Source organism: Erysipelothrix sp. HDW6B (assembly GCF_011301115.1).
In the GTDB taxonomy this organism is placed as follows: Bacteria; Bacillota_I; Bacilli_A; order Erysipelotrichales; family Erysipelotrichaceae; genus Erysipelothrix; species Erysipelothrix anatis.
This window is the reverse complement of record NZ_CP049860.1, coordinates 2,034,979-2,061,978: the sequence shown is the minus strand read 5'-3', so window position 1 is coordinate 2,061,978 and position 27,000 is coordinate 2,034,979. Positions and strand designations below refer to the sequence as shown.

At 39.5% G+C, this 27,000-nt stretch carries 26 protein-coding genes; 25 read left to right on the top strand and 1 reads right to left on the bottom strand.

All coding sequences use genetic code 11. The annotated features are described in order from the left end of the window. The first annotated feature begins 88 nt into the window (after window positions 1-88). On the top strand, window positions 89-1,030 hold the full coding sequence (locus G7061_RS09895) for a LacI family DNA-binding transcriptional regulator (RefSeq protein WP_159639361.1): 942 nt from the start codon (window positions 89-91) through the stop codon (window positions 1,028-1,030). Window positions 1,031-1,148: 118 nt separating this feature from the next. Next, window positions 1,149-2,396: a hypothetical protein gene (locus G7061_RS09890; RefSeq protein ID WP_166121005.1), complete on the top strand. Its 1,248-nt coding sequence runs from the start codon at window positions 1,149-1,151 to the stop codon at window positions 2,394-2,396. A 29-nt stretch (window positions 2,397-2,425) separates the two neighbouring features. On the opposite strand, the gene G7061_RS09885 is transcribed toward G7061_RS09890, so the two are convergent. Next, a complete protein-coding gene (locus tag G7061_RS09885) occupies window positions 2,426-3,445 on the bottom strand; it encodes a D-alanyl-D-alanine carboxypeptidase family protein (RefSeq protein ID WP_166121001.1) in 1,020 nt (339 codons plus the stop codon). Between the two features lie 96 nt (window positions 3,446-3,541). Between G7061_RS09885 and G7061_RS09880 the strand changes: the two genes are divergently transcribed. The 23 genes from G7061_RS09880 (at window position 3,542) to G7061_RS09775 (ending at window position 26,472) form a co-directional block, all read left to right on the top strand. Beyond that, a complete protein-coding gene (locus G7061_RS09880) occupies window positions 3,542-4,195 on the top strand; it encodes a response regulator transcription factor (protein WP_166120998.1) in 654 nt (217 codons plus the stop codon). Beyond that, a complete protein-coding gene (locus G7061_RS09875) occupies window positions 4,192-5,538 on the top strand; it encodes a HAMP domain-containing sensor histidine kinase (protein WP_166120995.1) in 1,347 nt (448 codons plus the stop codon). Before G7061_RS09880 ends, G7061_RS09875 begins: the two co-directional genes overlap by 4 nt. After that, window positions 5,525-5,656: a hypothetical protein gene (locus G7061_RS10945; RefSeq protein ID WP_255466684.1), complete on the top strand. Its 132-nt coding sequence runs from the start codon at window positions 5,525-5,527 to the stop codon at window positions 5,654-5,656. Before G7061_RS09875 ends, G7061_RS10945 begins: the two co-directional genes overlap by 14 nt. Window positions 5,657-5,713: 57 nt before the next feature. Next, window positions 5,714-6,166 carry a hypothetical protein gene (locus G7061_RS09870; RefSeq protein ID WP_166082386.1) on the top strand — a complete coding sequence of 151 codons (453 nt, stop codon included), beginning with the start codon at window positions 5,714-5,716 and terminating at the stop codon, window positions 6,164-6,166. A 3-nt stretch (window positions 6,167-6,169) separates the two neighbouring features. Next, a complete protein-coding gene (locus G7061_RS09865) occupies window positions 6,170-6,538 on the top strand; it encodes a hypothetical protein (protein WP_166120993.1) in 369 nt (122 codons plus the stop codon). Window positions 6,539-6,778: 240 nt separating this feature from the next. After that, the gene (locus tag G7061_RS09860) at window positions 6,779-8,314 is read left to right on the top strand and encodes a glutathione ABC transporter substrate-binding protein (protein ID WP_159644903.1); all 1,536 of its coding nucleotides are present in this window, start codon (window positions 6,779-6,781) and stop codon (window positions 8,312-8,314) included. Between the two features lie 59 nt (window positions 8,315-8,373). After that, window positions 8,374-9,303 (top strand): ABC transporter permease, encoded by a 930-nt coding sequence (locus tag G7061_RS09855; protein WP_159634096.1) that lies wholly within the window; start codon window positions 8,374-8,376, stop codon window positions 9,301-9,303. 14 nt (window positions 9,304-9,317) lie between these two features. Then, entirely contained in the window at window positions 9,318-10,199 is an 882-nt protein-coding gene (locus G7061_RS09850) for an ABC transporter permease (protein WP_159639352.1), read from the top strand. Between the two features lie 11 nt (window positions 10,200-10,210). Continuing rightward, window positions 10,211-11,650, top strand: coding sequence for an ATP-binding cassette domain-containing protein (locus G7061_RS10965; protein ID WP_166120989.1), 1,440 nt, complete (start codon window positions 10,211-10,213; stop codon window positions 11,648-11,650). Continuing rightward, window positions 11,647-12,582: an ABC transporter ATP-binding protein gene (locus G7061_RS09840; protein WP_159639350.1), complete on the top strand. Its 936-nt coding sequence runs from the start codon at window positions 11,647-11,649 to the stop codon at window positions 12,580-12,582. Before G7061_RS10965 ends, G7061_RS09840 begins: the two co-directional genes overlap by 4 nt. Before the next feature lie 117 nt (window positions 12,583-12,699). Next, window positions 12,700-15,303, top strand: a complete 2,604-nt coding sequence (locus tag G7061_RS09835; RefSeq protein WP_205700095.1) for a sensor histidine kinase KdpD — start codon at window positions 12,700-12,702, stop codon at window positions 15,301-15,303. Further along, window positions 15,278-15,964 (top strand): response regulator transcription factor, encoded by a 687-nt coding sequence (locus G7061_RS09830; protein WP_159639348.1) that lies wholly within the window; start codon window positions 15,278-15,280, stop codon window positions 15,962-15,964. The genes G7061_RS09835 and G7061_RS09830 overlap by 26 nt, the downstream gene beginning before the upstream one ends. After that, window positions 15,954-16,139, top strand: coding sequence for a K(+)-transporting ATPase subunit F (kdpF, locus tag G7061_RS11035; protein ID WP_201288174.1), 186 nt, complete (start codon window positions 15,954-15,956; stop codon window positions 16,137-16,139). The genes G7061_RS09830 and kdpF overlap by 11 nt, the downstream gene beginning before the upstream one ends. A gap of 11 nt (window positions 16,140-16,150) precedes the next feature. After that, window positions 16,151-17,788, top strand: coding sequence for a potassium-transporting ATPase subunit KdpA (kdpA, locus tag G7061_RS09820; RefSeq protein WP_166120983.1), 1,638 nt, complete (start codon window positions 16,151-16,153; stop codon window positions 17,786-17,788). A 9-nt stretch (window positions 17,789-17,797) separates the two neighbouring features. After that, window positions 17,798-19,825, top strand: a complete 2,028-nt coding sequence (kdpB, locus tag G7061_RS09815; protein ID WP_166082381.1) for a potassium-transporting ATPase subunit KdpB — start codon at window positions 17,798-17,800, stop codon at window positions 19,823-19,825. An 8-nt stretch (window positions 19,826-19,833) separates the two neighbouring features. After that, window positions 19,834-20,373 carry a potassium-transporting ATPase subunit C gene (locus G7061_RS09810; protein WP_166120981.1) on the top strand — a complete coding sequence of 180 codons (540 nt, stop codon included), beginning with the start codon at window positions 19,834-19,836 and terminating at the stop codon, window positions 20,371-20,373. A gap of 114 nt (window positions 20,374-20,487) precedes the next feature. Beyond that, window positions 20,488-20,850, top strand: coding sequence for an iron chaperone (locus G7061_RS09805; protein WP_159639344.1), 363 nt, complete (start codon window positions 20,488-20,490; stop codon window positions 20,848-20,850). A 321-nt stretch (window positions 20,851-21,171) separates the two neighbouring features. Next, the gene (gene ahpC, locus G7061_RS09800; RefSeq protein WP_159639343.1) at window positions 21,172-21,735 is read left to right on the top strand and encodes an alkyl hydroperoxide reductase subunit C; all 564 of its coding nucleotides are present in this window, start codon (window positions 21,172-21,174) and stop codon (window positions 21,733-21,735) included. A 2-nt stretch (window positions 21,736-21,737) separates the two neighbouring features. Then, complete coding sequence (ahpF, locus tag G7061_RS09795) at window positions 21,738-23,249, top strand: alkyl hydroperoxide reductase subunit F (RefSeq protein WP_201288173.1); 1,512 nt, start codon at window positions 21,738-21,740, stop codon at window positions 23,247-23,249. 217 nt (window positions 23,250-23,466) lie between these two features. Beyond that, entirely contained in the window at window positions 23,467-24,762 is a 1,296-nt protein-coding gene (locus tag G7061_RS09790) for a hypothetical protein (RefSeq protein ID WP_166120979.1), read from the top strand. Window positions 24,763-24,798: 36 nt separating this feature from the next. Next, window positions 24,799-25,431 (top strand): Type 1 glutamine amidotransferase-like domain-containing protein, encoded by a 633-nt coding sequence (locus G7061_RS09785; RefSeq protein WP_159639341.1) that lies wholly within the window; start codon window positions 24,799-24,801, stop codon window positions 25,429-25,431. After that, window positions 25,428-25,982: a hypothetical protein gene (locus tag G7061_RS09780; protein ID WP_205700094.1), complete on the top strand. Its 555-nt coding sequence runs from the start codon at window positions 25,428-25,430 to the stop codon at window positions 25,980-25,982. The genes G7061_RS09785 and G7061_RS09780 overlap by 4 nt, the downstream gene beginning before the upstream one ends. 70 nt (window positions 25,983-26,052) lie before the next feature. Continuing rightward, the gene (locus tag G7061_RS09775) at window positions 26,053-26,472 is read left to right on the top strand and encodes a hypothetical protein (protein WP_159639339.1); all 420 of its coding nucleotides are present in this window, start codon (window positions 26,053-26,055) and stop codon (window positions 26,470-26,472) included. Window positions 26,473-27,000: the final 528 nt, after the last annotated feature.

Sequence of the window (27,000 nt, the reverse complement as noted above, 5' to 3'; positions counted from 1 at the left end):
AACGCGTTTCATGTCAAGTTAAAACTGAAAATGTGGAATCCCTTCCACATGCAAAAATACGATACACTAAGACTAATGGAGGATTACAATGGCAAACATTTATGATATTGCGAAACATGCAAATGTTTCCCCAGCAACAGTTTCTCGAGCAATCAATAAATCGGGATATGTATCGAAAGAAACCTATGCGATTATTATGAAATCGGTAGAGATTTTGGATTACCGAAAAAATATTCATGCTGTTCACCTTAGTACAGGTTCAACAAAAGTTATCGGTGTGATTATTCCTGATAATACCCACTGTTACGATACATTTGTGAAAGGCGTCCTTCAAGAGGCAATCAACAATGGTTATGAAATCTTACTGATGCCAACCTATTTTGATGCAACCATTGAGCTAGAGCATCTTAATAAACTAAAAGATAAGCGTGTTGATGGCATAATTCTCACATCACGTAGTAATGATATTGAGGTGCTTCAAGCGTTCAATGATGAAGGGTATCGCCTGATTGTTTGCGAGCGAGACCTTCCACAAGGAATTGCCTCCGTGTTTACGAAACGCTATGAAGTCTATCGAGAAATGTTTAAAACATTTCAAGCTAAGGGTAAGAATCGGATAGCGATTACCGTAGCTCGTGAGTCACAGTCACTTAAAGAATTAATGCGAGCCTTTCATGAATTTTATACACCTGAAAACATCGTTTATTATCGCAGTGATGCGCATCATTTCGACGATGGGAAAGCGTGTGCACTTGAGATGTTTCGATCGCAACAAGTACCGGATGCAATCTACACGCACAGTGATGATCATGCAGCAGGAATTATTACAGGAGCATTATCGTTAGGGTATCATGTCGGCAAAGATTACATAATTGTGGGTGAAGATAATTTAACGTTAAGCCAAGTCATGGACTTTTCCACAATTCAATTGAATCTTGATACCGTCGGTGCGACAGCGGTACAAGCATTGTTGAGTGGTGAAACACAATCTGAAGGCATCGAGGCAGAATTCATTCCCCGCAATATTTAAGAGAACAATCACCGAACTCACAAAATGAAAGCGTGTACATTTTCTTGTCATGTGATAAAATAAAGATAGGATAAATAGTTGTTGAAATAATCCACAGTTAGCAAAGGGGGACTAAATTATGGATGACTTCGAAAAACAATTATCACAGAATGAAGAAAAGGCCAAGCAAAAGAAACGTAACACGCGTATCGCGCTTGTCGTTGTTGGTGTTCTTATTGTTGGTATAGGTGTCTGGGCTCTGATGCGAAAGCCTAAACCTGTTGTTCCACCAATCATTGATCCACCAATTGTTGAGCCGCCGGTAGTTGATAATACCGATCCTGTGTATGCGTTCGAAAAAATGTTCGAGCCTATCGCATACAATCAGTTATTCTTCTTTGATCCATCAGGCGGGTCTGTGATTGAAGATAATGGTATGGTAAAAGCAATTGATAAACAAGGGAATGCAACCAATGTAGTTGAAACATCAAAAGTAAATATGTTCAACTACAAGTATGATAATGGTCAACGTTACCCAACCTTTATACTTAAAGATTTAGAATCACAGTACACTGTAATGTTTAATGATGATGGAACACCACAGGTTCTTGAGGAACCGCTTTATGGTGGTGATTACTATGCAAGTACACAAATATACGCCGTTGAAGATGGTGTTTTGTACCAATACGAATATTCAGTTGACTCATTGGTTGAAGGCGTAATTCGAACAGAAATTAATGTTGACTACATTATAGAATATGGACGCTCGAACTTAATACCAATTCATCAAATTGTAGCAACTGAAGGCCAAGCATATCATGAAGATGGCCAAGCGGTTACTTTTGAGTCAATAACTGTCGGCGATAAAGTTGCGATAGCTTTATTACAGGTAGGAACACCTGTCGATATTTCTAAACTAGATTTCAAATATGACATTGTGACAACTCCACGTCATGATTTCCAAGCTGATAATAAAGCTATTGGCGTCATCGAAAATGGCAAGCTTGGATACATCAATACGCAAGGTGAAACAGTTATCGCAAGTGAATTTGATTTACCAAATGGTTATGAAATTGTAGAAAATAAAATTATGCGCTTTAACTGCGATTCAACACCGATCCGTAAGTTTACTTGCTTTGATGGGTTCCCAGAAATTGACGCACGATTTAAAAACTACCGCAAGATTGCGGAACCAGACGTGACACTTTCAACGAATCTGTCATTCCAAACACCATTTATGATTGTTGGGAAATCTGGTAAAACACACCTAATTGATAGAACGGGCAATGTTTCAAAACAAAGTTTCGATAAACTGTATTTACATGATAACTACATTCTAGAGTTCTCTGATACAACGTATACAGTTCATAAAGTTACCGTAAAATAGAGAAAAGGTATCCCCTTGGATACCTTTTTTTATGAATCTTTGAATACTTTACGGATTAGATACATCAGAAATCCAACTACTGTTGTGAGTGCGCCTATAAGGAAGAGTAAATTTGAGGAAAATAAAGCGGGTTTGTCGGGTGCTTTAACGACAATCGATTCTGAGCGAACATTGGTTGGCGTGGTTTTGCTAGTGGAAGTTGATGCTTCAGGAACGTGAGCATAGAATTTTAATGCATCCTGTACGTTGTAGAAATCAAAAGGACCATAAGGAGCGCCGGCAGAAATGACCATATATGACTTTCCTTGAATTGATGCGGTTGAAGCTAACGCGGAACCCGCCAATTCGGTGTATCCCGATTTTGCACCCGTCAAAGGATTTTGGGGGTCAACACGATTCGCAAATTCAAGGTTCTTATCGACCCAAGTATATCCTGATTCTTTGTAATTGGTTGGCGCAGAGTGATACTCAGATGCCGCAAATATTTTTTGAAATGTTGAATTTTTCAGGGCAGCTTCAAGCATGATTCGTAAATCATGTGCAGTTGTTAGATGATTCGGATGATCTAAGCCACTTGTGTTTTCGAAATGCGTATCCTTGAGACCCAATTCATGCGCTTTTTTATTCATCAAGTGTACAAACGCTGCCTCACTGCCACTAATGTAATCAGCAATTGCTCGAGTTGCATCGGCACCTGACGGAAGCATGATGCCATACAAAATATCGATTATTCTAACTGTTTCTCCAGCATCAAACCCTGCGACAGAAGCATCCATCCGGACTAAATCATTAAAGATTTCATGGGTCATCGTATATGTATCTTGTAGTTGTGATTCATCCATCATTTCTAATGCAACATACGTTGTCATAATTTTGGTCATAGATGCGGGATGAAAAGGCTGGTCTGCATTTAACTGTTCTAAGATAGCACCACTTTCTCGCTCAACAAGTAAATAGGTCGTCGAATAATAATTTTGGGATGCATAGACATCTGTTTTCATTTGGAAAAAGACTGCAATAATCATTAAGACAAAACTTAATTTTTTCATAATTGTCACCTCATGCAAGGATGATACCGAAGACTTGTAACCAAAATGTATCCAGCCAGAAAAGACACATGCTATACTAAAACAAAAGGAGCGCTTATGAAGATACTTGTAATTGAAGATGACCCACATATACGTACAATGGTTGTTCAAACGTTAACAGATCAAGGCTATGAAACGGATAGTGCATATGACGGACAGATGGGGGCCGATGCCATCGAGCTTAATGCGTATAACCTAATTATTCTTGACGTGATGCTTCCAATTCATACTGGCTACGATCTCATGCCTATGATTAAAGACTATAATATTCCGGTTTTAATGTTGACAGCATTGGATTCCATCCAAGATAAAATAGCAGCTTATGACCTTGGCGTTGAGGATTACTTGACGAAACCATTTGAGACTCCTGAATTACTCGCACGGGTAAAAGTAATCCTTCGTCGTTATCATAAAGAAGCAGAGCAAATGCAATATTATCATCTCAATATTGATACGTTGGCCAGCACTGTAACAATCGCAGGTGAGGTAATATCACTGACGCCAATGGAATACCGCTTGCTCCTATTTTTAATTGAGAATACTGGAATTGCGCTCTCGCGCGACTATCTGTTAGAGCAGATTTGGGGTGGTGAACATACCGAAACACGAACCCTCGATTTACATATTCAACGGCTGCGTAAAAAACTACAACTCGAAAGGAATATTCGAACGATTTTTAAGTTTGGCTATATACTGGATAAAAGCGTATGAAACCTTATCTTAAAATATTCACAATATTACTGGCGACTTTTGTGACGTTCATTTGTGGTATTGGCCTGGCATGGTTTACAATCGCATCGCAAAGTTTGATGCAACAAGCACAAGAACGAGCTCTCGAGGAACATAAATCTTTGGCATATATAACGACACAACGAATCTCTGACATCGAAAAAGATGCATCTCGAGAACCGCTGGAAAACGACCTGCGTCAAACGCTTCAAAGTGAATATGTCATAGGTTCAACTTCGGGTGCGATTTTGCTCAAATCAAAGGACTACGAAGCCTTTGGACCTTTAGAGATTATGAATAATGTTCGCTATGATGCGGTATGGGTCAAAACTTACTCGTCATCAGACGAGACAGTGCTTGTAACGCAAGAGTTTATCGAAACAGCATTCAGTCCATTAATAATTAGTTTACGATATGACTTGACCAGCACGATTCAAATTATTGATACCCTCTTTTTAAATGCTGTCAGTGTTATGGTTTTCGCAGCCATAGGCTCAGCTCTCATATCATGGCTCCTCGCGCGCTATGTCGTCAAACCGACAGAATCGCTAACCCAAGCGATGGCCGAAGTACGCGCAGGTAACCTCGAGACAACGGTACGTGTCGATGCGATAGATAGTGACCGGGTTGCGGCAGTAGCTCATCAATTTAATATTATGATGGCGAGTGTGAATCAACAACTCTCAAGTTTGCATGATACGAATGCCTCACAACAAGAATTCATTAATTATCTGTCTCATGAAATCAAAACACCACTCACCAGTATATTGGGGAATACCAACCGTTTACTATCGCAAAATAAAGACCCAGAAGTAGAAGCAACGCTCGTAGCAATCTACCAGGAAGCATATCGACTAAAATCATTATCAGTGTCACTTCTTAAACTGTATAGCCAAAGTACGGAAGTACTCTCATATGTGACACAGGATACACAGTGGCTATCTGAGTTAATCACCGGTATTGCCGAACCGACCCATCAAGCACTTTCGATTAACCTTGAACCGTCTACACTTGATATTGACGAAGGCCTATTCCATATCGCGATTCTCAATGTGATGACAAATGCGATTGAAGCAACGATGGACCGTTCGATACCGATACATATTTGGGGAATAGATACACCAACGCACTACACGTTACATATTACAAATTCAATCACGCCGATGCGTTCATTCGCATCAAAATCTGAAAACTTTGGAATGGGTTTAGCATTGACAGAAAAAATTATGCACCTTCATAACGGATCACTTACATCCCATCACACAGAAGCGCATTATGAAGTGGTACTTACACTGCCACATCGAGGTTACTATGAAACAGTATAGACATTACGTAATCATGCTTTTACTCTTACTTACGCTTTTCGCATTGAGTATTGGTATTCTCAATGAAATTCGACATAAAACAATCGTTGTTGATGAAATTATTACCCGAGTTGAGTGAGCATGTTGCTTGCATGAAATACCGTGGGTGGTATATTTAAAGTCAATGAGGTGACCTATGATACGAAACTACATTACCAACAATAAATACAAATTTTTTGGATTTTTTGCTTTCTTTTTACTCGTAAATGTAATTATTGATAATTTAAATACGAGCTATGGTGAAATGCAGTCGCTATATTCACTTGGGCTTGTCATAACTAATATCATCCTAAACATCGTTATGGCAGGTATATCTGCTTACTTAATGATGATTAGTAGTTTGCAATTCAGCATCATCGGTAAAGAGAGTAAAAGTCAAAATTTCAGTTTTGTGTCGATAATTTTTGGCATCTTGACCTATGGCTGTACTCCTTGCGTGATTGCTTTCTTTGCATCCTTTGGTGTTGCATTTTCAGTTTATGCCTTGCCACTTGCGAATTTACCTTATAAAATAATATCATTAGGAATTCTTGCACTGGGTATTTGGTTTACACATCGTGAACTTCATAAAACATGTAAGATTGGGTAAGGTATGAATAAAGATTTAGTTGCTTTTACAGGTGCATATTTCGCAAAGTATATGGATCAACACCAAGACGTTTCAAAAGTGTTTGATAAAACGTATACGACATTTACAGATGCAATTGAGTTTGGGTCGCGGACGTACCGCAATGATTACACATTTTACATTCATGTGGAGATCGTGAACGAAGGGAACGAGATTGTCATGCTGATCCATGATTTCGGTGGTACTGCAGCATACTTTGAGAGCGATGGTTTTTTCGAACTGTTAATATCTTATTTTAGAGTCCTTAAGAAAATAAGAAACGTGAGCACTGTTCGCTTCACTCAGAACACTGACCATTATTATAGATATGATTTACTTGAAACATTACGCTAATCGGCTTCGGCCGATTTTTTTATTACGATTTTGAATGTGAAAGTTGCTTAACAATTGGTTTGGCTTACAAACTATTGATTGTGAAGAAATCCCCACTGTTCACAGACTAATTCATACTCTAGAATGTAAATATTTACATCGTGAATATGTAAAACTTTACAATTTGTGATGAAAATGTTTGCAATGAGCTTGCGTTATGTGATAAACTCGAGAAAACCAGTGAAGAGAAGGAGAACAAATATGAAATATCGCAAAAAATTATCGATCATTATGATCGCAGCATTCGCATTATTTTTAACTGCATGTTCAAGTGGATCAAGCCAAGGGGCAAAGGATTCACTGATCATCGCATCTAGTGCTGATGCCGTAACATTTGACATCCAGAATACCAATGACCAAGCAACAACACGAATTGCGCGTCAAATCTATGAAACACTGATTAAACAAAATGAAAAACTTGAGTTAGAGCCAGGACTTGCTGAGTCATGGACAGTCATCGATGATACAACTTATGAGTTTAAACTTCGAAAAGACGTTAAATTCCACAATGGGGAAGCATTTACAGCGAAAGATGTTGCATATACCATGAACCGTGCAGCTGCATCTGAGCAAATTGGACACATTGTCGGTGCCGTTGATCCTGCGAAAGTAAAAGTAATTGATGACCACACGATCCAAATTGGTACGAAAGAACCGTTTGGACCATTCCTGACACACCTTGCCCACCCAGCAACAGCTATCATGAATGAAAAAGCAGTTACAGATGGTGGTCAAGATTATGGAACACAACCTGTGGGTACAGGACCATACAAATTCACGAACTGGACAGCAGGTAGTGAAGTTAATGTGGAACGCTTTGCCGATTACTGGGGGGAAAAAGGCTTAGCAGAAACCATTACATTTAAAGTTATCAAAGAGAACTCTGTTCGACTCATCGCTTTAGAGAATGGTGAAATTGATATTGCATTTGATGTTGCACCATCAGATATTGCAAAAGTTGAAGAAAATAAAGAGTTAGCACTTTACCGTGATCTTAACTTATCAACAGGATATGTTGGTTTCAACACTCAAAGTAAAACACCAGTCAATGACGTTCGCGTCCGTCAAGCTATTAACTATGCTATAGATGTTGATGCAATCGTTAAAACGGTATATCAAGGTGTTGGTAAAGCCGCACAAGGACCTTTAAACCCACTTGTATTTGGTGCAAATTCAGAATTAGAACCGTACAACTATGATGTAGATAAAGCAAAAGCATTACTTGCTGAAGCTGGATATGCAGATGGTGGATTTACATTGAAACTTTTAGTTGGTGATAACAATGCTGAGCGTATTAAGATTGCGGAAGTTGTCAAAGAAGAACTTTCAAAACTTGGTATTACGGTTGAAATTAGCCAATTAGAATGGGGAGCATACTTAGATGCAACTGGAAAAGGCGAGGGTGATATGTATATCTTAGGATGGACAACTGTCACAACCGATGCTGATTACGGTCTGTATCCATTGTTCCACACATCACAATTTGGTAAAGCTGGAAACCGAGCATTCTATAGTAATCCTAAGGTTGACCAATTATTAGATGATGGTAAAACAACAATTGATCCAGCAGCTCGTGAAGCACTTTATAAAGAAGCACAAGTCATCATTCGTGATGAAGCACCTTGGATTTTCATTCAAGATGGTGAAAACGTCACTGCAACACGTAAAAATGTTCAAGGATTTAAACACCATCCAACAGGTTCATTCTTCTTGAGCCAAGTTAAAGTTGGAGAGTAATTAACACTGAGTGGGGCGACAATCTCCCCACTCTTTTTTTAAAAGAAAGGATGAGTACAATGTACAAATATGTTCTAAAAAGACTTCTGTGGGTCATTCCAATTCTCTTGGGTGTATCATTGATTGTCTTCGCAATCATGCATTATTCACCAGGAGATCCCGCAACCTTAATACTCGGTGAATCTGCAACACCTCAGGCAATTGCTCAATTAAGAAGTGAAATGGGGTTGGATCAGCCCTTCCTCATCCAATATTTCAAATATATTGGAAATGCGTTCTTAAAGTTTGATTTGGGTCGCTCATTTGTCAATAACCGTCCCGTTTTCACTGAAATTATGACGCGTTTTCCAAATACAATGAAACTTGCTGGATATAGTATTTTACTAGCTGCTGCGGTTGGGATCCCATTGGGAGTTCTTGCAGCCCGTAAACCTTATTCAGCTGTGGATAATGGAACAATGTTTGTATCACTTTTGGGTGTGTCGATGCCAACATTTTGGCAAGGACTACTCCTCATCATTGTCTTTTCGTTACAACTAAAATGGTTCCCGTCAACCGGTTTCGAAACCTGGCAGCAAATGGTCCTACCAGTTATTACCCTTGCATCGAGTTCAATTGGATCGATTGCCCGAATTACCCGTTCAAGTATGCTTGATGTGATGGGGCAAGATTTTATTCGTACGGCTCATGCTAAAGGGGTATCTCAACGAGGTGTCATTTATGTCCATACACTACGAAATGCATTACTCCCTGTTGTAACCGTGATTGGATTACAGTTTGGAGCATTACTTGGTGGAGCAGTGTTAACAGAGACCGTATTTAGTATTAATGGTCTTGGAACATTGATGGTTAATGCAATTCGTCAACGTGATCTAATCGTCGTTCAAGGTGGTGTCCTCTTTATTGCATTTATCTTTACAATTGTGAACTTGAGTGTTGATATTCTTTATGGCTATATTGATCCACGAATTCGTTCACAATACAAATAGAAGGGAGATCCAATATGTTTAAACGTAATAAAAATCAAGACATCGTGGTTGCTCCTGAAGGATCATTTCGCGATATATGGCGTGCATTAATCAAGAATAAACGCGCAGTTATTGGCTTAATCTTTATTGTTGTTCTTGTCTTTGTTGCTATCTTTGCAGACAAAATTGCCCCCTTTGGGATGACAGAACAAAACTTATCAAATGCACTTCAACATCCTAACAAAACGCATTTGTTAGGGACTGATGCACTTGGACGAGATGTCCTTAGTCGTATTCTATACGGAGCCCGTGTATCGGTCACCATCGGAATCTCTGCTGTTATTATTTCATTATTCTTCGGTGGTATTTTTGGATTACTAGCAGGTTATTACGGCGGTAAAGTCGATACAGTGATTATGCGCTTTACAGATGTCCTGCTTTCAATTCCATCGATACTACTCGCAATTGCGATTGTTGCCTCGTTTGGTCCGAGTTTGATGAATTTAATTTTAGCAATTGGTATTGGAGGAATTCCGAGTTATACCCGTATCGTCCGATCAGCGGTTATGTCTGTTCGTGAGAAACAATTCATTGAAGCGGCTCATGCGATTGGCTTATCCAATACATCAATCATGATAAAACACATTGTACCAAACGTTTTATCACCGGTTATTGTTCAAGCAACCATGGGTGTTGCTTCCGCAATTTTATCGGCAGCTGGACTTGGATTCATAGGTTTAGGAATCGAAGCATCTGTTGCCGAATGGGGTACCATGTTAAGTTTAGGACGCGAACATATTCGTACACATACTTATCTTACAGTGTATCCTGGACTTGCAATCATGCTAACTATTTTAGCCTTTAATTTATTGGGCGATGGGATACGTGATGCAATTGATCCAAAGATGCGTGATTAGGAGGATTCAAGATGACAACACGACAATTATTTAAAATACAAAACTTACAAAAGTACTACCCTGTCAAAAAATCCAGTGTCTTCCAACGTCACCAAGAGTATGTGAAGGCAAATAAAAATATTTCCTTGGAAATATTTGAAGGTGAAACGTTGGGAATTGTTGGTGAATCAGGGTGCGGGAAATCGACGTTTGGTCGCACACTGATTCAACTTCAGGAACAAACAGGTGGAACAACCATGTTTTATGGCGATACCATTGAAAATCTTATGCCTTCCTACGTCAAGGAAACCTATGATTCAATACCGAAAATATCAGGCTCATATGACAAAGATTTTGCAGAGTTAAAAGCTTTGGAAGTGCAACAAAATGATGAAGCAAGTATCGATATGTACCGTCTTAAGGAAATCGACTTTAATAAGAAGTACGGCAATGTTCTAAAGCTAGCAGGTGGCTTGCTAGTGCATGCTGATCTTAACTTTGTGAGGCAGTTATTGATTAAACGATACAGCGCAGGTTCAAAGTTAGCACAGATTCATCAAGATTTATATATGACACAGGCTCGCTTGAAAATCGTCGGAACCGATGCAAAATTAGAAGCTAATGAAAAACGTCTTCAAGTTCAATTTGATGCTGAAACACAAGTTTTTGAGGCAATCGAAGCTGAAGTTGAAGCTGTGAAAGAAACGTTACGCCATCATGAGCGTTTTGCATACTTTGAATCATTTTTAGATCATGGTATTGACTTAACGTCGTTATCAACGAAAGAGTTACGCGGATTACGTCATAATATCCAAATCATCTTCCAAGATCCTTACTCATCGTTAGATCCGCGCTTTACAGTCGGAGATATTATCGGTGAAGGGTTGATTACACATGGTGTCTTCGAAAGCAAAAAAAGTGAAGGTTACATCGAATACATTGAAGATGTCATGGAAAAATGTGGCCTCAGCAAATCATTTCGAAATCGTTATCCACACCAATTTTCAGGGGGACAACGACAACGAATTGGAATTGCCCGTGCGGTTGCACTTAAACCTAAATTTATTGTTTGTGATGAAGCGGTTAGTGCATTGGATGTCTCGATTCAATCACAGATCATTAACTTACTTCAGGAGTTAAAAGAGAAAGAAAATTTAACGTATTTATTCATTACTCACGACTTGGGTGTGGTCCGTTATATTAGTGACCGAATCGGAGTTATGTATTTTGGGAACCTTGTGGAGTTGGCGCCTGCAGATGAAATTTTTACCAATCCACAGCATCCGTATACAAAACGTCTCTTAGATGCAATCCCACGCTTAAATGCCGATGAGGCATTGTATGAATCTCGTGAAGATACACGATTTGAATTCTTATTTGATGAAACTGGCGAAGCTGATAAAGATTGGTTTGAAGTATCACCAGGCCACTTTGTCGCATGTCATTTGAAAGAAAGAGGTGAAGCAGCATGAGTAGCATTTTAGAAGTTAATAACTTGCACACATACTTTACAACCCGTCACGGACTTGTAAAGGCTGTCAATGGTGTTTCATTCAAAGTTGAAGCTGGAAAAACATTGGGAATTGTGGGGGAATCCGGAAGTGGTAAGAGCCAAACTGCGATGTCAATTCTCCAATTGTTTACAGCCAATCAAAAAATTCACGAAGGTACCATAACCTTTGAAGATAAAGCCATCTCGACGATGCCGGAAAAAGAACTCCAACAAATCAGAGGGAATGAAATATCGATGATATTTCAAGAACCGATGACCAGTTTGAATCCTGTTTTTACGGTTGAGCGTCAAATTAATGAAGTACTTATCCTCCATCAAGGACTATCAAAAAAAGAAGCGTCGCAGAAATCACTTGAGATGTTGGAAGCTGTCAAGATTCCGAATGCCAAACGGATCTTGAAGTCTTATCCCCACCAACTTTCAGGAGGAATGAGCCAACGTGTTATGATTGCGATGGCCCTTGCATGTAATCCCAAATTATTAATTGCGGATGAACCGACAACTGCATTGGACGTAATTATTCAAGCAGAAATTTTGAAACTGATGAATGATTTGAAACGTGACTTTAAAACATCCATTATGTTTATTACCCATGACTTGGGTGTCATTAGCCAAATGGCGGATGATATCATTGTTATGCACGGGGGAAAGATTGTGGAAGCAGCACCGATTGCGGCTCTCTTCGATAAACCAACCCATCCATATACGAAACGCTTAATTGCGGCATTCTTAAAAACAGATATCGCGGGGAAAAAACATGAACGTCATTCCCTTGACTATTTCTCAGGCGAAACAGATGTGTTTGATTTTAGAGCTTTTAGAGAAGGAGATATCGATCCGGATTGGTATGAAATTGACCCCGGACATTTCGTAGCAGTAACACTTAAATAGTTTATATTTTTCAAGCCTGTACGATGAAGAAGGAACATTGTACAGGCTTTTTATGTGGCGTATCATTTAATACCGTCTTAATACCGTATGTGGTATGTTTGGGTTGAGGTGATACAGATGAAACGTGGAAGTCTAAAAATATTTCTTGGTTATGCCGCAGGTGTTGGTAAAACCTATGCGATGTTGGAGGCAGCCCATGCTTTAAAAGAAAATGGGCATGATGTCGTTGCAGGTTACATTGAGCCACACCAGCGTCCCGAAACATCAGCACAAATTAAAAACCTTGAGATGATCGAACCGCAAATAGTGTATCGACAAAACTTAGCATTACAAGAGTTTAATCTTGAAGCTGCATTAGTGCGTCATCCAGAGTATATTCTGATTGATGAGTTGGCGCACACAAATGCTCCAGGGGTTCGTCATCATAAACGATATCAAGATATCGAAGAACTTTTGCATAATGGCATTAATGTGTACACTACGGTTAATATTCAGCACATTGAAAGTCTGAACGATGTCGTTGAAGTTATTACCGGTATCGTTGTTAATGAACGTGTTCCAGATCGAATTTTTGATGAGGCCGAAACAATCGCATTAATTGACATTGCCCCTCGTGATCTTATGGACCGTTTACATGCAGGTAAAATATACCAAAGTGAGCAAGCCAAACGTGCATTGGACAATTTTTTTACAGAGGAAAACCTTGTGGCTTTACGTGAAATTGCGTTGCGTAAAGCAGCTGATCAGATTAATCAAAACAGTTATAAGACTTCTCCATACTTTACGAAAGAACATATCCTGGTGTGCCTTTCGGCATCTCCTACGAATGAGAAAGTTATCCGGACTGCAGCGCGAATGGCAGATGCTTTTCACGCAACGTTTACAGCAGTATATGTTGAAGATGAAACCGACGAAATCGATGATGTTTCACGTCAACAGCTCAAGGCCAACATACGTTTGGCGGAAGAGCTAAATGCTCAAGTATCGCTCTTATATGGTGATGATATTGCACTACAGCTTTCAGAGTATGCCAAAATTAGTAATGTATCTAAAATCGTGATTGGCCGCAGTATTCGCAAACGCAGTATCTTTAAAGGACAAAGTATTATTGATCAACTGTCAGAATTTGCGCCAATGATTGACATCTATGTGATTCCTGATCAAGCGTCTTCTTATTACCACCGTCGGTCAAGTATTATCCAAAAAGAATATTTTCAATGGAAAGATGGGTTTGTTGCATTTGGCATCATCGTTCTTGCAACCGCTATGGGTGCTATTTTTGCAGAACAAGGATTCAGTGAATCCAATATTATTGTTGTGTATTTGCTAGGGGTGCTCTTCATTTCTATTTTGACGCGGGGGCGTATTTGGTCATCACTAGCATCGGTGGTATCGGTGTTAGTTTTCAACTATTTCTTTACGCAACCACAGTTTTCCTTGCAAGCTTATGATACGGGCTACCCCTTCACCTTTTTGTTTATGTTTATCGCTGCTTTTGTTACAAGCACACTCACGACAAAACTTAAACAGAAAGATATTCAATCCGCTAAGAAAGCATATCGTACGGATATTTTGCTAGAGACAAGCTTGCGATTACAAAGTGCGTCCAACCGCAGTGAAATCATTGATGCTCTTGGTCACCAAGTGAAGAAACTACTTAACACATCTGTCATCATTTACACTTTGGAAGAAGAACAACTTATTCCAACGGTGTATAGTGATTTGAATTCAGATTATATTCATGATGTGCTCTTAACGCAACAAGAACGTGCCATTGCACAATGGGTATATGAGAATAATAAACGCGCAGGTGCCCAGACTAATACGTTGTCCAATGCAAAAATGACATATCTTGCAATTCGCTCTGTCGACAAAGTTGTCGCTGTTCTTGGTTTTGAGAATCACGAAGAAGGGATGGATCCTTTTGAGAAGAATCTACTTGTATCGTTGATTAATGAAGGGGGTCTTGCTTTAGAGAAAGCTTCGCTCGATGAAGATCAAAATCAGAATGCGTTATTGATTGAACAGGAAAAACTGCGCTCTACAATACTTCGGACGATTTCTCATGACTTACGCACGCCGCTCACTACGATACTGGGAAATATGGATTTGCTCCAACAATCGTCCTTAGATGCAGTTAAAACGCATGCGATTTATGATGATGTCCGAAATGATGCCTTGTGGTTGATTGATTTGGTCGAGAATATTTTAGCAATGACGAAGATTGACCAGGACCACGTGATGTTACATTTGGAGGGAGAAATTCTCGAAGATTTAATTGATGAAAGTGTCCAGCGTGTTCGTACGAAAGCAAAAAACCATGCCATTGAAATTGTGGATTCAGATGTCCTCGCAACTGTTAATGTCGATTCGAAACTCATGATTCAAGTGTTCACAAATATATTGGATAATGCTTTAAAATATACGCCAGATGGTACTTCTATTAAGATAACGACAGAAGTTGTCGATCGTGAATGGGTAGCAGTTCATTTTGAAGATCAGGGCCCAGGGATAGTTGATAAATCGCGGCTTTTTGAGATGTTTTACACGCAAAATCAGGACAGTCGCCGTGGTATGGGTCTTGGTCTCTTCTTAGTAAATGAGATCATTCAAGCCCATAAGGGACGAATTACAGTTCAGGATGTTATGCCCCATGGTGCATGCTTTAGTGTTATGTTAAGGAGGTTTGAAGTCGATGAAACCACAACTATTAATGATTGAAGATGATCCTGTAATACAAAATTTGATGCGGAATACCCTCATCCAAGATGGGTATGCTGTGACCGTAGCGAAAAGTGCTCGCTTAGGTATGAAGTTGTTCCATGAAGCGGTGTTTGATTGCGTGATTCTTGACTTAGGACTCCCGGACAAAGATGGGGTTTGGGTCGTTACGCAAATACGTAACAGTTCGGATATACCCATTATTATTGTGAGTGCACGAGCTGAGGTAAAAGATAAAATTGAAGCGTTGGATGCGGGTGCTGATGATTACATAACGAAACCGTTTCAAGCGGATGAGTTGATGGTTCGAATTCGGGTTTTGCAACGGCGAATGCGTCGTCATGAAGATGAAACCAACATCTATACTAACCGCAATCTTGTAGTTGATAATGATGCGAAAACGGTGAGTGTTTCAGGTCAAGATGTTCACGTAACCCCAACCGAATACAAGTTACTGTTGCTCATGGTTGAAAATATGGGGAAAGTGATTACATATCAAAAAATACTTCGCGAAGTATGGGGAATGTATTCCGACAACATTCCTGCACTCCGTGTTTTTGTAACGACACTTCGTAAAAAAATAGAACAGTATGATCCTGAAACTCGATACCTTCAAACCCATGTAGGGGTCGGATATCGCATGATAAAGTATGAAAAATAAGACCGAAAGTTACGGTCTTTTTTTATGTCAAATTATTAATGTCACCTTAATACCCCTGATGCTAGAATTGGGATACTCAAGAAACGGAGGATTTTCGATGATCTTACTGAGTATTGTAATTATTGCTATTTTTGCATATCTCATTTATGCATTAATTCATCCAGAAAAATTCTAAGGGGAATGGTTATGACCTATACATTATCGTTTTTTATCGTAGCGGCTGCAGGAATTTATTTAAGTGGTCGTTATTTATACACTATTATGAACAATACATCACATCGTGGAAACAAGGTGTTTTCTAAAATTGAAGCGCCACTCCTCTTGTTAAGTGATGGGACCAAGGAGAATATGTCATGGAAGGCATACTTTTGGTCATTGATTAAAGTAAATATAATTGCTGTTGTGCTTGGTGGTCTTATTTTATGGATAACATCGAACATGAGTTTGACCCAAGTCATTCATACACTATCCAGTTTTATTACGAACACCAACTTACAACATTACACTCCAGAAACAAGTTTGACGTTACTTGGACAAATGTTTGTCATTATGGTCATGATGTTTCTCTCAAGTGCCTCGGGCATTGCGGTAGGATTTGCGTTTATTCGTGGATTATCCGGACAACCCCTTGGAAATTTCTATAAAGACATGACGCGAGTTCTAATTCGTTATTTAATTCCGGTTGCTTTTGGTCTGGGGTTATTGTTGGTTTGGCAAGGGGTACCACAAACCCTGATTGCAAGCCAAACAGTCCATACAATAAATGGCCAAACTCAAACATTGTATCTTGGTCCAGTGGCTGCATTTGAAGCCATCAAGCATTTGGGAACCAATGGAGGTGGTTTCTTTGCCGCTGGTTCAGCTGTACCGTTTGAGAACCCAACCCTCATCAGCAATCTCATCAATATGGTAACGATGACATTGGTTCCAGGTGGCATGTTATTAGCTTTTGGTTTTAATGTCCGTAAACAACATGGTAAAAAAGGTTGGCTTGAAAGCACACCGATTTTGATTGCATCATTTGTATTCTTCATGCTCGCATTTGTCCTGTTGGTCTATGCTGAGTATCGCGGTAATCCATTGTTTGCGCACTTAGGGTTAGACAGTACCATGAATTTCGAAGGTAAAGAAATGCGTTTTGGAATTGTGCAGTCAGCGCTCTTCACAACTGTATCATCAGCATTTACAACAGGTTCAGTAAATAGTATGTTGGACTCCATGACTCCGTTAGGTGGAATGGTACCAATGGTTCTCATGATGCTTAATGTAGTGTTTGGAGGGTCTGGTGTTGGTCTCATGAATGTGATGATGTATGTGTTCCTAACGGTCTTTATGTGTGGTTTGATGATTGGTCGATCGCCGTCTTATCTTGGTAAAAAAATTGAGAGTCAAGAGATGAAACGTGTTGCGATGGTCATTGTGATTCATCCCTTACTAATTCTCGGATTTACCGCACTTGCAGTGATGCTTATGCAAGGTTCGGGTACACACCATAGCTTGTCTCAAGCCTTGTATGAATTTACATCTGCTGCTGCGAACAATGGATCTGGTTTCGAAGGCTTGGCTGATAATACTGTCTTTTGGAATCTATCGACAAGTTTCGTTATGCTTGTTGGCCGTTATGTCACGATGTACTTGCAGTTAAGTATTGCAGGGCTTATGTTGAAAAAACAAAGTATGAGTGAATCGATTGGAACACTAAACACGAATACACCCTTGTTCACGATTGCATTAATTGTAATTATTGTCTTAATTTCTGCACTTACATTCTTCCCAGCTCTTATTTTAGGACCCATCGCCGAAGCGGTTAGTATGGGATTATAGAGGTATCATATGAATAAAAATATAATCAAACGAGGAATCCTGGATAGTTTTAAAAAATTGGATGTTCGCTACATGATTAAAAACCCAGTTATGTTTGTGGTTGAGATTGGTTTCTTTTTAAGTGTTATTTTAACGGTTGCACCGACAGCGTTTGGCGATCCAGACGCATCGATGCAAACAATTAATGCGATTGTTGCGTTTATATTACTGTTGACATTGCTATTTGCCAACTTTGCGGAATCGTTGGCTGAAGGACGTGGAAAAGCACAAGCTAACACGCTTCGTCAAACGAAGAAAGATATGATGGCAAATCGCATTATGTCTGACGGATCAATTGAGCAAGTTGCTGCAGCGATGTTGCAACGAGGTGATCGTGTCCGTGTCGTTGCTGGTGAAACGATACCGAATGACGGTGAAGTGATTGAAGGTGTAGCAACGGTAGATGAATCTGCAATTACCGGAGAATCTGCACCTGTCGTAAAGGAACCAGGCGGTGATTTTTGCTCTGTGACTGGAGGGACAACGGTTACAAGTGATGCCTTGATTATTGAAATTACGTCAGAACCAGGAGCATCATTTCTCGATAAAATGATTGCGATGGTTGAGGGTGCATCTCGAAAGAAAACACCGAATGAGATTGCATTAAGTACACTTTTGGTTTCTCTGACACTTATCTTTGTGATTGTGATTGTGAGCTTGAAGCCATTAGCAATGTATGTAGGTATCACCATTCCTACGTCAATTCTTATTGCTTTGAGTGTCTGTCTTATTCCAACGACGATTGGTGGGCTGTTGTCCGCAATTGGTATTGCCGGAATGGATCGTGTGACACGCTTTAATGTCATCGCAATGTCAGGCAAAGCGGTTGAAGCTTCGGGTGATGTTGATGTCATGATTTTGGACAAAACCGGAACAATTACCTATGGAAATCGGATGGCACATGAGTTTTTACCTGTGGCAGGTGTTTCCGCTAAGACACTTGCTGAATATGCGATGATTGCATCAATGGATGATAATACGCCTGAAGGAAAATCGATAGTTGCACTTGCTTCTGCACAAGGTATTCACAATGACTCGACTTTACGTGAAGGTGCTACATTTCAAGAATTTACGGCCCAAACTCGTATGAGTGGCTATGAGCGGGATGATCTTACAGTCATGAAAGGGGCAGCTGATGCAATTAAAACGTATGCTCTCAACCGTGGTCAAACAATACCTCAAGATTTAGATGAACACGTTAACGCTATCTCAAAACTTGGCGGTACGCCTTTAGTAGTTATTAAAAATAATGAAATTCTGGGTGTCGTCTATCTCAAAGATACAATTAAAGAAGGGCTTGTCGAACGGTTTGCACGTTTAAGAGCCATGGGTATAAAGACTATTATGTGTACTGGTGATAATCCATTAACGGCAGCAACAATTGCTCAAGAAGCAGGTGTAGATGGTTTTCTCGCAGAATGTAAACCGGAAGACAAAATTGATGTGATCAAGCAAGAACAAGCACAAGGCAAAGTAGTTGCGATGACGGGTGATGGCACCAATGATGCGCCAGCACTTGCCCAAGCTGATGTTGGAATCGCGATGAATAGCGGTACGATTGCAGCGAAAGAAGCAGCGAACATGGTTGATTTAGATTCTGATCCTACTAAAATTTTAGATATTGTTGAGATTGGGAAACAACTACTCATGACGCGTGGTGCTTTAACTACGTTTAGTATTGCGAATGATATTGCCAAATACTTCGCGGTTTTACCAGCTCTTTTTGTGGCCTCAGTGCCAGCGTTGGAAGTCTTAAATATCATGCATTTAAACTCAGCGACTTCCGCAATTCTTAGTGCTCTCATTTTCAATGCTTTAATTATTCCAGCATTAGTACCTATTGCGATGAAAGGTGTAAAGTACCGACCAACGAGTTCAGATGCTTTACTCACGCGAAACCTTATTGTCTTTGGATTAGGCGGCATCATTACACCTTTTGTTGCCATTAAACTTATTGACGTAATTATTGCACCCATACTCTTAATAATGGGAATCTAGGAGGTTGTATGAAAAAAACAATAAAAAACTGGATCTTTGTCATCGTACTTACACTCATGTGTGGGGGTATCTTTCCCTTAGCACTTACTGGTGTTGCGCAACTTACAATGTCGCATCAAGCGAATGGTAGTCTTATGTATGAGGATGGTGTCATTGTCGGATCAGAATTAGTTGGGCAGAATTTTGAAGAATCAACGTATTTTTGGGGACGACCATCCCGCGTCTTCTACAATATGCAGGGCAATGATTTTGGGTCGGGATCGAATAACTACAGTGTTACCGATTCGGAACTGAAAGAGCGCATTGAAACGCGTCTGGTAGCTTTATCACCAGAAAAATTGGTGCCGACGGATTTGGTCACAGAATCGGGATCTGGGTTAGATCCACATATTAGTTATGAGGCTGCACGCTTTCAAGTAACTCGGGTGAGCGCGGCAACGGGTTTATCAGAAACGGATCTTCTTGAATTAATCGATACACATACGGATAATCACAAGCTCACGCATGTACTGGCGCTCAATCGGGCTCTATACGAACTGCAAAAATAATAAACGCGGGACTATTTCAATGGGTTTTAAAGTATCGAAGTGGTACCGTATTCTAGGGGCATGATATAATTGGACTATAGATTTAGGCGTAAGCCTTTATAAGGAGATCACCCTATGCATGATGAATTTTTAGCAACAATGGAAGATGTACATCAACGGGAGAAACTGGCGTCAATTCTGACATGGATTCAAACCCGTTATCCACAACTCGAAGCAGTTGTTAAATGGAACCAACCCATGTTTTTAGATCATGGAACATTTATCATCGCTTTTAGTGTGTCAAAACAACACATTGCTGTTGCACCAGAAGTCATAGCGATGAAGCAATTTGAACTCTCCATTAAAGAGGCAGGGTATAAGGCAACAAGCAATCTCTTCCGAATTAAATGGAATGATGCGATTGCATGGGATTTACTTGAAGAGATTATTACATTTAACATCGAAGATAAAGCAACCGTAACATCATTTTGGCGCTAGATTTTCTTAACAAAGCATTTACACAAAAATGATGTCACGAAAACAATAATTATCTATACTTTCAAGGTAGGGATGAACACTACACATTATTCTGGGATCATACCACACGAATCATTGTTTCTCTTCCTTGTTCTCAATTCTGCGTGTGGTTCGAAAAGATTGTTTAATAGCAATCTTTTTTTGTTTGCAAGGAAATCCATGATATTTTCTACGAATCTTACAAAATGTGAATATTCAATGATAATGATAACTATTATCATTGACTTTGACTAACGAACGCGAGACAATGTTTGTAGCGGGGAAACCCAAGGAGGATAAAGTATGTCATTAATTGGAAAAACAATTGAACCATTCACAGCGAATGCATATCATAACGAAGAATTCATCAGTGTCAGTGATGAAAACTTTAAAGGGCAATGGAGCGTTGTATGCTTCTACCCAGCGGACTTCACATTTGTATGTCCAACGGAACTAGCAGACCTTCAAGATCAATATGAAACGCTTAAAAAATTGGGTGTTGAAGTGTACTCAGTATCTACTGATACACACTTTACGCACAAAGCATGGCATGATCATTCAGAAGTAATCAGTACGATTGAATATATTATGATTGGTGATCCATCACATCGTATTTCTCGATTCTTTGATGTCCTTAATGAAGAAGAAGGAACAGCGCAACGTGGTACCTTTATTATCGATCCAGATGGTGTCGTTCAAGCAATGGAAATCAATGCCGATGGTATTGGCCGTGATGCAAGTACACTCATTGATAAAATTAAAGCCGCACAATATGTTCGCAAAAATCCAGGTGAAGTTTGCCCAGCAAAATGGAAAGAAGGAGAAGAAACGTTAACTCCAGGACTTGACCTTGTAGGGAAAATTTAATCATGCTTGATGCCACAATCGTTAAGCAACTTGAAAGTTATGTTGCCTTACTTGAAGGTGATGTTGTCTTAACCCTCAGTGTTGGTAGTGATGAAACGTCTCTCAAATTAAAATCATTTGTGGAAGAAGTTGCTGCATTATCACCACGAATTTCGGTAGTTTCTGATACTTTATCGCGAACCCCAAGTTTTGCGATTGGTGATACAGGTATTGTCTTTGCTGCAATTCCATTAGGTCATGAATTGTCATCGTTTGTCTTGGCATTAATTCAAGCTAGTGGACGTGCTCCCAAAGTTGATGCAAGTCTGATTCAAAGAATTCAAGGTATTACAGATTCATTACATTTTGAAACGTATGTTAGTTTATCGTGTCATATTTGCCCAGATGTTGTTCAAGCGCTCAATATTATGGCAGTACTCAATCCGAATATTAGTCATACAATGATTGACGGTGGTATCTTCAAATCAGAAATTGAAGCGCATAACATCATGGCTGTACCAACTGTCATGTTGAATGGTGAAGAATTCTCTGGTGGTCGTATTACTTTAGAAGAAATTGTGGACAAAGTAGGCGGAAAAGCTGCAATTACTGCAGATTTATCGAAGCCTTACGATATTCTTGTGATTGGTGGTGGTCCAGCCGGAAGTAGCTCTGCTATTTATGCAGCACGTAAAGGACTTCGTGTTGGAATGATTACGGACCGGATGGGTGGTCAAGTCTTAGAGACGCTCTCCATCGAAAACTTAATCAGTGTTCCACAAACTGAAGGACCCAAATTAGCAATGGCTTTAGAAGCTCACGTTAATGAGTATCCAATCGACATTATCAAATCCCGGACGGTTGCGTCCCTTCGTAAAGACGACCTTTCAGTCGCAACGTTAGAAGATGGTACCGAAATACGAAGTAAAATGGTTATCCTTGCGACAGGTGCGCGTTGGCGCAATGTAAATGTCCCAGGTGAACAAGCATTTAAAAATAAAGGGGTTGCTTATTGCCCACACTGTGATGGACCTCTTTTTGAGGGCAAACGTGTCGCCGTTATCGGAGGTGGAAATTCAGGAATTGAAGCAGCAATTGATTTGGCAGGAATTACCAAACATGTAACTGTTGTTGAATTTATGCCTGAATTGAAAGCTGATGAAGTGCTTCAAAAACGTCTTGCAACACTTGAAAATGTAACCGTTGTGACCAATGCTCAAACAATGTCGATTGAGGGTGCGGATAGTGTCAACGGCTTACGTTATAAAAATCGAGATACAGACGTGGAAAGTCATGTTGATCTTGAGGGCGTATTTGTCCAAATTGGGCTAGTACCGAATACAGAATGGTTGGGCGATTTTGTTGAAAAGACAAAACAAGGTGAAATTATTGTAGATAAACATGGTGCAACAAGTGTTCCTGGAATCTTTGCAGCTGGGGACTGTACCGATAGCTCTTATAAGCAAATCATCATCGCGATGGGGTCTGGTGCCACTGCTGCATTGGGGGCTTTTGATGCACTCATTCGCGAATAATTTATAGAGTTCGAAAAGGTGTACAATGTGTGCATCTTTTTTTGTTATGTCTAAGTTGTATGTATTGATGTCTAAATGGACAAATATTCTTAAATGCTTGTGAAAATATGAGTTTTATGTGTAAATTATGCATTTATCATCACATTTGGTTTGAAAGACAACGTAACATGAATTAAAATGAAAGTATATGTATATCATGTAACTAGGGGGTAGGAACATGAAGAATTTGTTAAGTGCAAAAACATTACGTTATCTTAAGATTATCGACATCACACGCGAGACCGGTGTTGTGACCTTCGATATGATTCAAACTGTCAATAGTTCTAGTAAAAATACAGTGTATGCCGATTTGGAATTCATGCGTGAACAATGGGGCGAGTTTCTAGACATTCGCATTAATAAAAATAATATTTTCATAACGAACAATGCAATGCAGGATTTTATTGAGGTGCGAAAGGAACTGTTCCGTAATGAAATTGGAATTCGTTTTTTGCTCAACATTTTTGAAAATCCAACGCATACAATTGTCGATCATGCACTTGATTTGTCCTACAGTGAATCACATTTGCGAAAAATTGTGATTGAAATCAACAAGTTCATGAAACAGTTTAAAAGTGAAGTGGTTTATAATCAAAACAATGCCCTCGTCTACACGACAACGAGCGAAGGGCATCTTAACTATGCCATCGCAGAGATCATCAAATTTTCGGATTTAGAACCGACGCTTCCTGCAGTTGATCGAAAAGCTTTTGCGGAAGTCCTAAACTACGTTTCGACCTATAAAAATGTAGAGGCAGTACACATTGTTGATAATATTGAAATGATTATTCGCGTTGCGATGTATCGCATTCAAACACATCAAACAACCGAGGCTGCAATTATTGACCAATTCCGTAATACAGTTTTAGCCATTGATCATGAAACGTTCCACCGTGATTATGTTGCCTCAGTCGAACGTAACTTTGATGCCTTATTTGATCGTTCAAAAATTGATGCGGATTCGTACGAAACATTCCTTGAGACCCTCTATATTCTAGTTATTTGGGCACGTACTTTCCCTGTGAAAATCGATACGATCATGAGTCGACATGCAATTTTTTACAAAGAATTTAAACGTCAAAATTCCTACTATGCTAATTATGTTGAATTAGGAACCCAATCGTTAGGAGAAGATTTAGGAATCGATTTGCTACCATTTGTGGATGACATGGTTTTCCACATCTACAACAACATTCCTCATCTGCGCAACTACAAGCGTTTGGACATTGCGATTTACAGTGATTTGGGTTCGCACCATACCCAAGCGATTATTGCATTTTTGACAAAGTACTTTAACACACAACACTTCTTTGAATTTGACCCACACAAAGACTTTGACCTCGTATTGTCGACGACAAGTCGTATTTTCGAAGGTACACCTGTAATCAAGAAGTTGTATCCTATCTCAGATTTACCGAATGATCGTGATATCCAAAATATATTCCGGCTAATTCAATACACGCAAAAAGTTTAAGGTATAATAGGACTAACACCGTTTAAAGGAGATCGCATGAAAAACTTAGTACTCACGTCATCATTTATAGATTTTGCCCCAGAATTAGAAAAACTGGGAATTAAGAGTGGAGACAGGCCCTTACGTGTTGCCTTTATTCCAACGGCCTCGTATGTGGAGACCGTAGACTTCTACGTCGATGACGCAAGACAATGGTTTGAGTCGCATAATATGACACTCACGAATCTTGAAATAGGTGCCTTACAGGAAGCTGAGATTACGTCCATCATTGAGGCAAGTGATATCATTTATGTATCAGGAGGAAATACATTTTACTTACTTCAGGAATTACGTAAGAAAAATATCGATAAGGCGATTGAAAATCATGTTGCACGTGGGAAATGGTACATTGGTGAGTCGGCAGGATCAATTGTATGTACACCGAACATTGGCTACATAACGCTCATGGATAATGAAGCTGCGGCAACAACGTTAACGAGTCATCGCGGCTTAAACTTGGTTGATATTCATATCGTTCCGCATCAAGGGAATGAATATTTTGATGCCGAAGTCGATGAGATTATTGAAACATACAGTGACACTTATAATTTATGTGTTATTGATGACCAACAAGCAGTTGTGGTAATTAATGATGAATTGAATATTATTACGGCCGGTGTTCCAAAGTGAAGGTAATCATTGGTGCTGGAACAACCGATTATCCTGGATGGATTGCAACGAATCACGAAGATTTAGATGTGCTATCATCGGACAGTATGCACGCTTATTTTTCAAATGAAAAGGCTCAAGCATTTCTGGCTGAGCATGTTTGGGAACATTTTACCGAAGCAGAAGGGATTTGTGCTGCAAGGCTTTGCTATGAGTATTTACAACCAGGTGGGTACATTCGCATAGCAGTACCAGACGGGAATTTGCAAGATGCATCGTTTCTAAAACTCGTTGGGGTCGGCGGTCCGGGTCCCCAAGATCATCCGGCATATACCCATAAAATTCTATATACTTATAAGCAACTTATCGCTGTTTTTGAACGCGCAGGATTTAGTGTCAATCTCTTAGAATATTGTGATGAAAATGGTGATTTTCACTTTAGTTATTGGAATCCTGACGATGGAATGATTGGGCGTTCTTTGCGCTTTGATAGTCGCAACAGTCATGAAAAAATAGGGATGGCGTCTATTATTATAGATGCATATAAGCCGCTAATAATAAAGGCTCGCTAAATAGCGATCTTTTTTTTTACGGAAAAAATGACTGATGTGTGTATGCTATAATTATTAAAAAGGTGATACTATGTACAAATTCTTCAGTAAACATACAGGATGGCGCACACTATTGGATTGGTGTGTGCTACTCGGATCTGCTCTGGCTATTTTTAGCCTTTTTCCCAATCTAGATTTATCAACCGCATGGTTTGTGCCAATTTATGTTAATCTTTTTGTGATCGTCATGTTTGCGTATGTAGACAGGATCCACGAACCGCCAGAAAATCGCATGGATAGCATCCAATGGCTCAACAATATTCGATGGATAAATGGCATTGCCTTCGTGCTACATATGACCATTGGATTCTACAAGCGGTATACGAATGAGCGTGTTGTTGAACCGTTATGGATGCAAGCTCAGTCAAGTATTGTTGCGACAATAGCAATCTATGTCTGTATGATTGTGGTTCCTTCAGTGCTTATTTATTTGTTAAAACAACATCGTTAGATGCTTGAGTCTCTAACTAAACTGGAAATATCTACACAGCGAGTCCATAAATTTTGGTAGGATAATAATTCTTTCCAGTATTTCGTTAGAAATTTTGACGATTTATATCCGGAACACCGTACGCGATACCAAGCGTTTTAATTTGTACATTTTTATGCAAACCTTTGCTTGTGATTGCTTGACTTAATGCTTCAAATAAATTACGATATTCCTAACAGAAAATCCTTTAAGTAATGTCCAGAGAGGCATTCAAGGAAAGACTTTAAGAAACATCACACGATGAGTCTCTTTCCTTGCACGAAAGAGGCTCTTTTTTGTAAAGATGGAGGCTTAAGATGATGCATCGCTTAGAGACAGTTGATATCAATCTAAAAAATAAAATGCGAATAAAGAAGACATTCTTATTCCACAATAGAGAATATATCAGGTGATTTCACTTTAATTGGATCCAGAGAGACCAAAAGCGAGAACACTTCTTTAAGTCATCTTGCTTGGTCATACGATCAAGCTTTTTTTATGGAGGGACGA

Coding starts and splice junctions, on each gene's coding strand:
- G7061_RS09895 (WP_159639361.1), top strand. CDS start 89: ATGGCAAACATTTATGATATTGCGAAACATGCAAATGTTTCCCCAGCA.
- G7061_RS09890 (WP_166121005.1), top strand. CDS start 1,149: ATGGATGACTTCGAAAAACAATTATCACAGAATGAAGAAAAGGCCAAG.
- G7061_RS09885 (WP_166121001.1), bottom strand. CDS start 3,445: ATGAAAAAATTAAGTTTTGTCTTAATGATTATTGCAGTCTTTTTCCAA.
- G7061_RS09880 (WP_166120998.1), top strand. CDS start 3,542: ATGAAGATACTTGTAATTGAAGATGACCCACATATACGTACAATGGTT.
- G7061_RS09875 (WP_166120995.1), top strand. CDS start 4,192: ATGAAACCTTATCTTAAAATATTCACAATATTACTGGCGACTTTTGTG.
- G7061_RS10945 (WP_255466684.1), top strand. CDS start 5,525: ATGAAACAGTATAGACATTACGTAATCATGCTTTTACTCTTACTTACG.
- G7061_RS09870 (WP_166082386.1), top strand. CDS start 5,714: ATGATACGAAACTACATTACCAACAATAAATACAAATTTTTTGGATTT.
- G7061_RS09865 (WP_166120993.1), top strand. CDS start 6,170: ATGAATAAAGATTTAGTTGCTTTTACAGGTGCATATTTCGCAAAGTAT.
- G7061_RS09860 (WP_159644903.1), top strand. CDS start 6,779: ATGAAATATCGCAAAAAATTATCGATCATTATGATCGCAGCATTCGCA.
- G7061_RS09855 (WP_159634096.1), top strand. CDS start 8,374: ATGTACAAATATGTTCTAAAAAGACTTCTGTGGGTCATTCCAATTCTC.
- G7061_RS09850 (WP_159639352.1), top strand. CDS start 9,318: ATGTTTAAACGTAATAAAAATCAAGACATCGTGGTTGCTCCTGAAGGA.
- G7061_RS10965 (WP_166120989.1), top strand. CDS start 10,211: ATGACAACACGACAATTATTTAAAATACAAAACTTACAAAAGTACTAC.
- G7061_RS09840 (WP_159639350.1), top strand. CDS start 11,647: ATGAGTAGCATTTTAGAAGTTAATAACTTGCACACATACTTTACAACC.
- G7061_RS09835 (WP_205700095.1), top strand. CDS start 12,700: ATGAAACGTGGAAGTCTAAAAATATTTCTTGGTTATGCCGCAGGTGTT.
- G7061_RS09830 (WP_159639348.1), top strand. CDS start 15,278: ATGAAACCACAACTATTAATGATTGAAGATGATCCTGTAATACAAAAT.
- kdpF (WP_201288174.1), top strand. CDS start 15,954: ATGAAAAATAAGACCGAAAGTTACGGTCTTTTTTTATGTCAAATTATT.
- kdpA (WP_166120983.1), top strand. CDS start 16,151: ATGACCTATACATTATCGTTTTTTATCGTAGCGGCTGCAGGAATTTAT.
- kdpB (WP_166082381.1), top strand. CDS start 17,798: ATGAATAAAAATATAATCAAACGAGGAATCCTGGATAGTTTTAAAAAA.
- G7061_RS09810 (WP_166120981.1), top strand. CDS start 19,834: ATGAAAAAAACAATAAAAAACTGGATCTTTGTCATCGTACTTACACTC.
- G7061_RS09805 (WP_159639344.1), top strand. CDS start 20,488: ATGCATGATGAATTTTTAGCAACAATGGAAGATGTACATCAACGGGAG.
- ahpC (WP_159639343.1), top strand. CDS start 21,172: ATGTCATTAATTGGAAAAACAATTGAACCATTCACAGCGAATGCATAT.
- ahpF (WP_201288173.1), top strand. CDS start 21,738: ATGCTTGATGCCACAATCGTTAAGCAACTTGAAAGTTATGTTGCCTTA.
- G7061_RS09790 (WP_166120979.1), top strand. CDS start 23,467: ATGAAGAATTTGTTAAGTGCAAAAACATTACGTTATCTTAAGATTATC.
- G7061_RS09785 (WP_159639341.1), top strand. CDS start 24,799: ATGAAAAACTTAGTACTCACGTCATCATTTATAGATTTTGCCCCAGAA.
- G7061_RS09775 (WP_159639339.1), top strand. CDS start 26,053: ATGTACAAATTCTTCAGTAAACATACAGGATGGCGCACACTATTGGAT.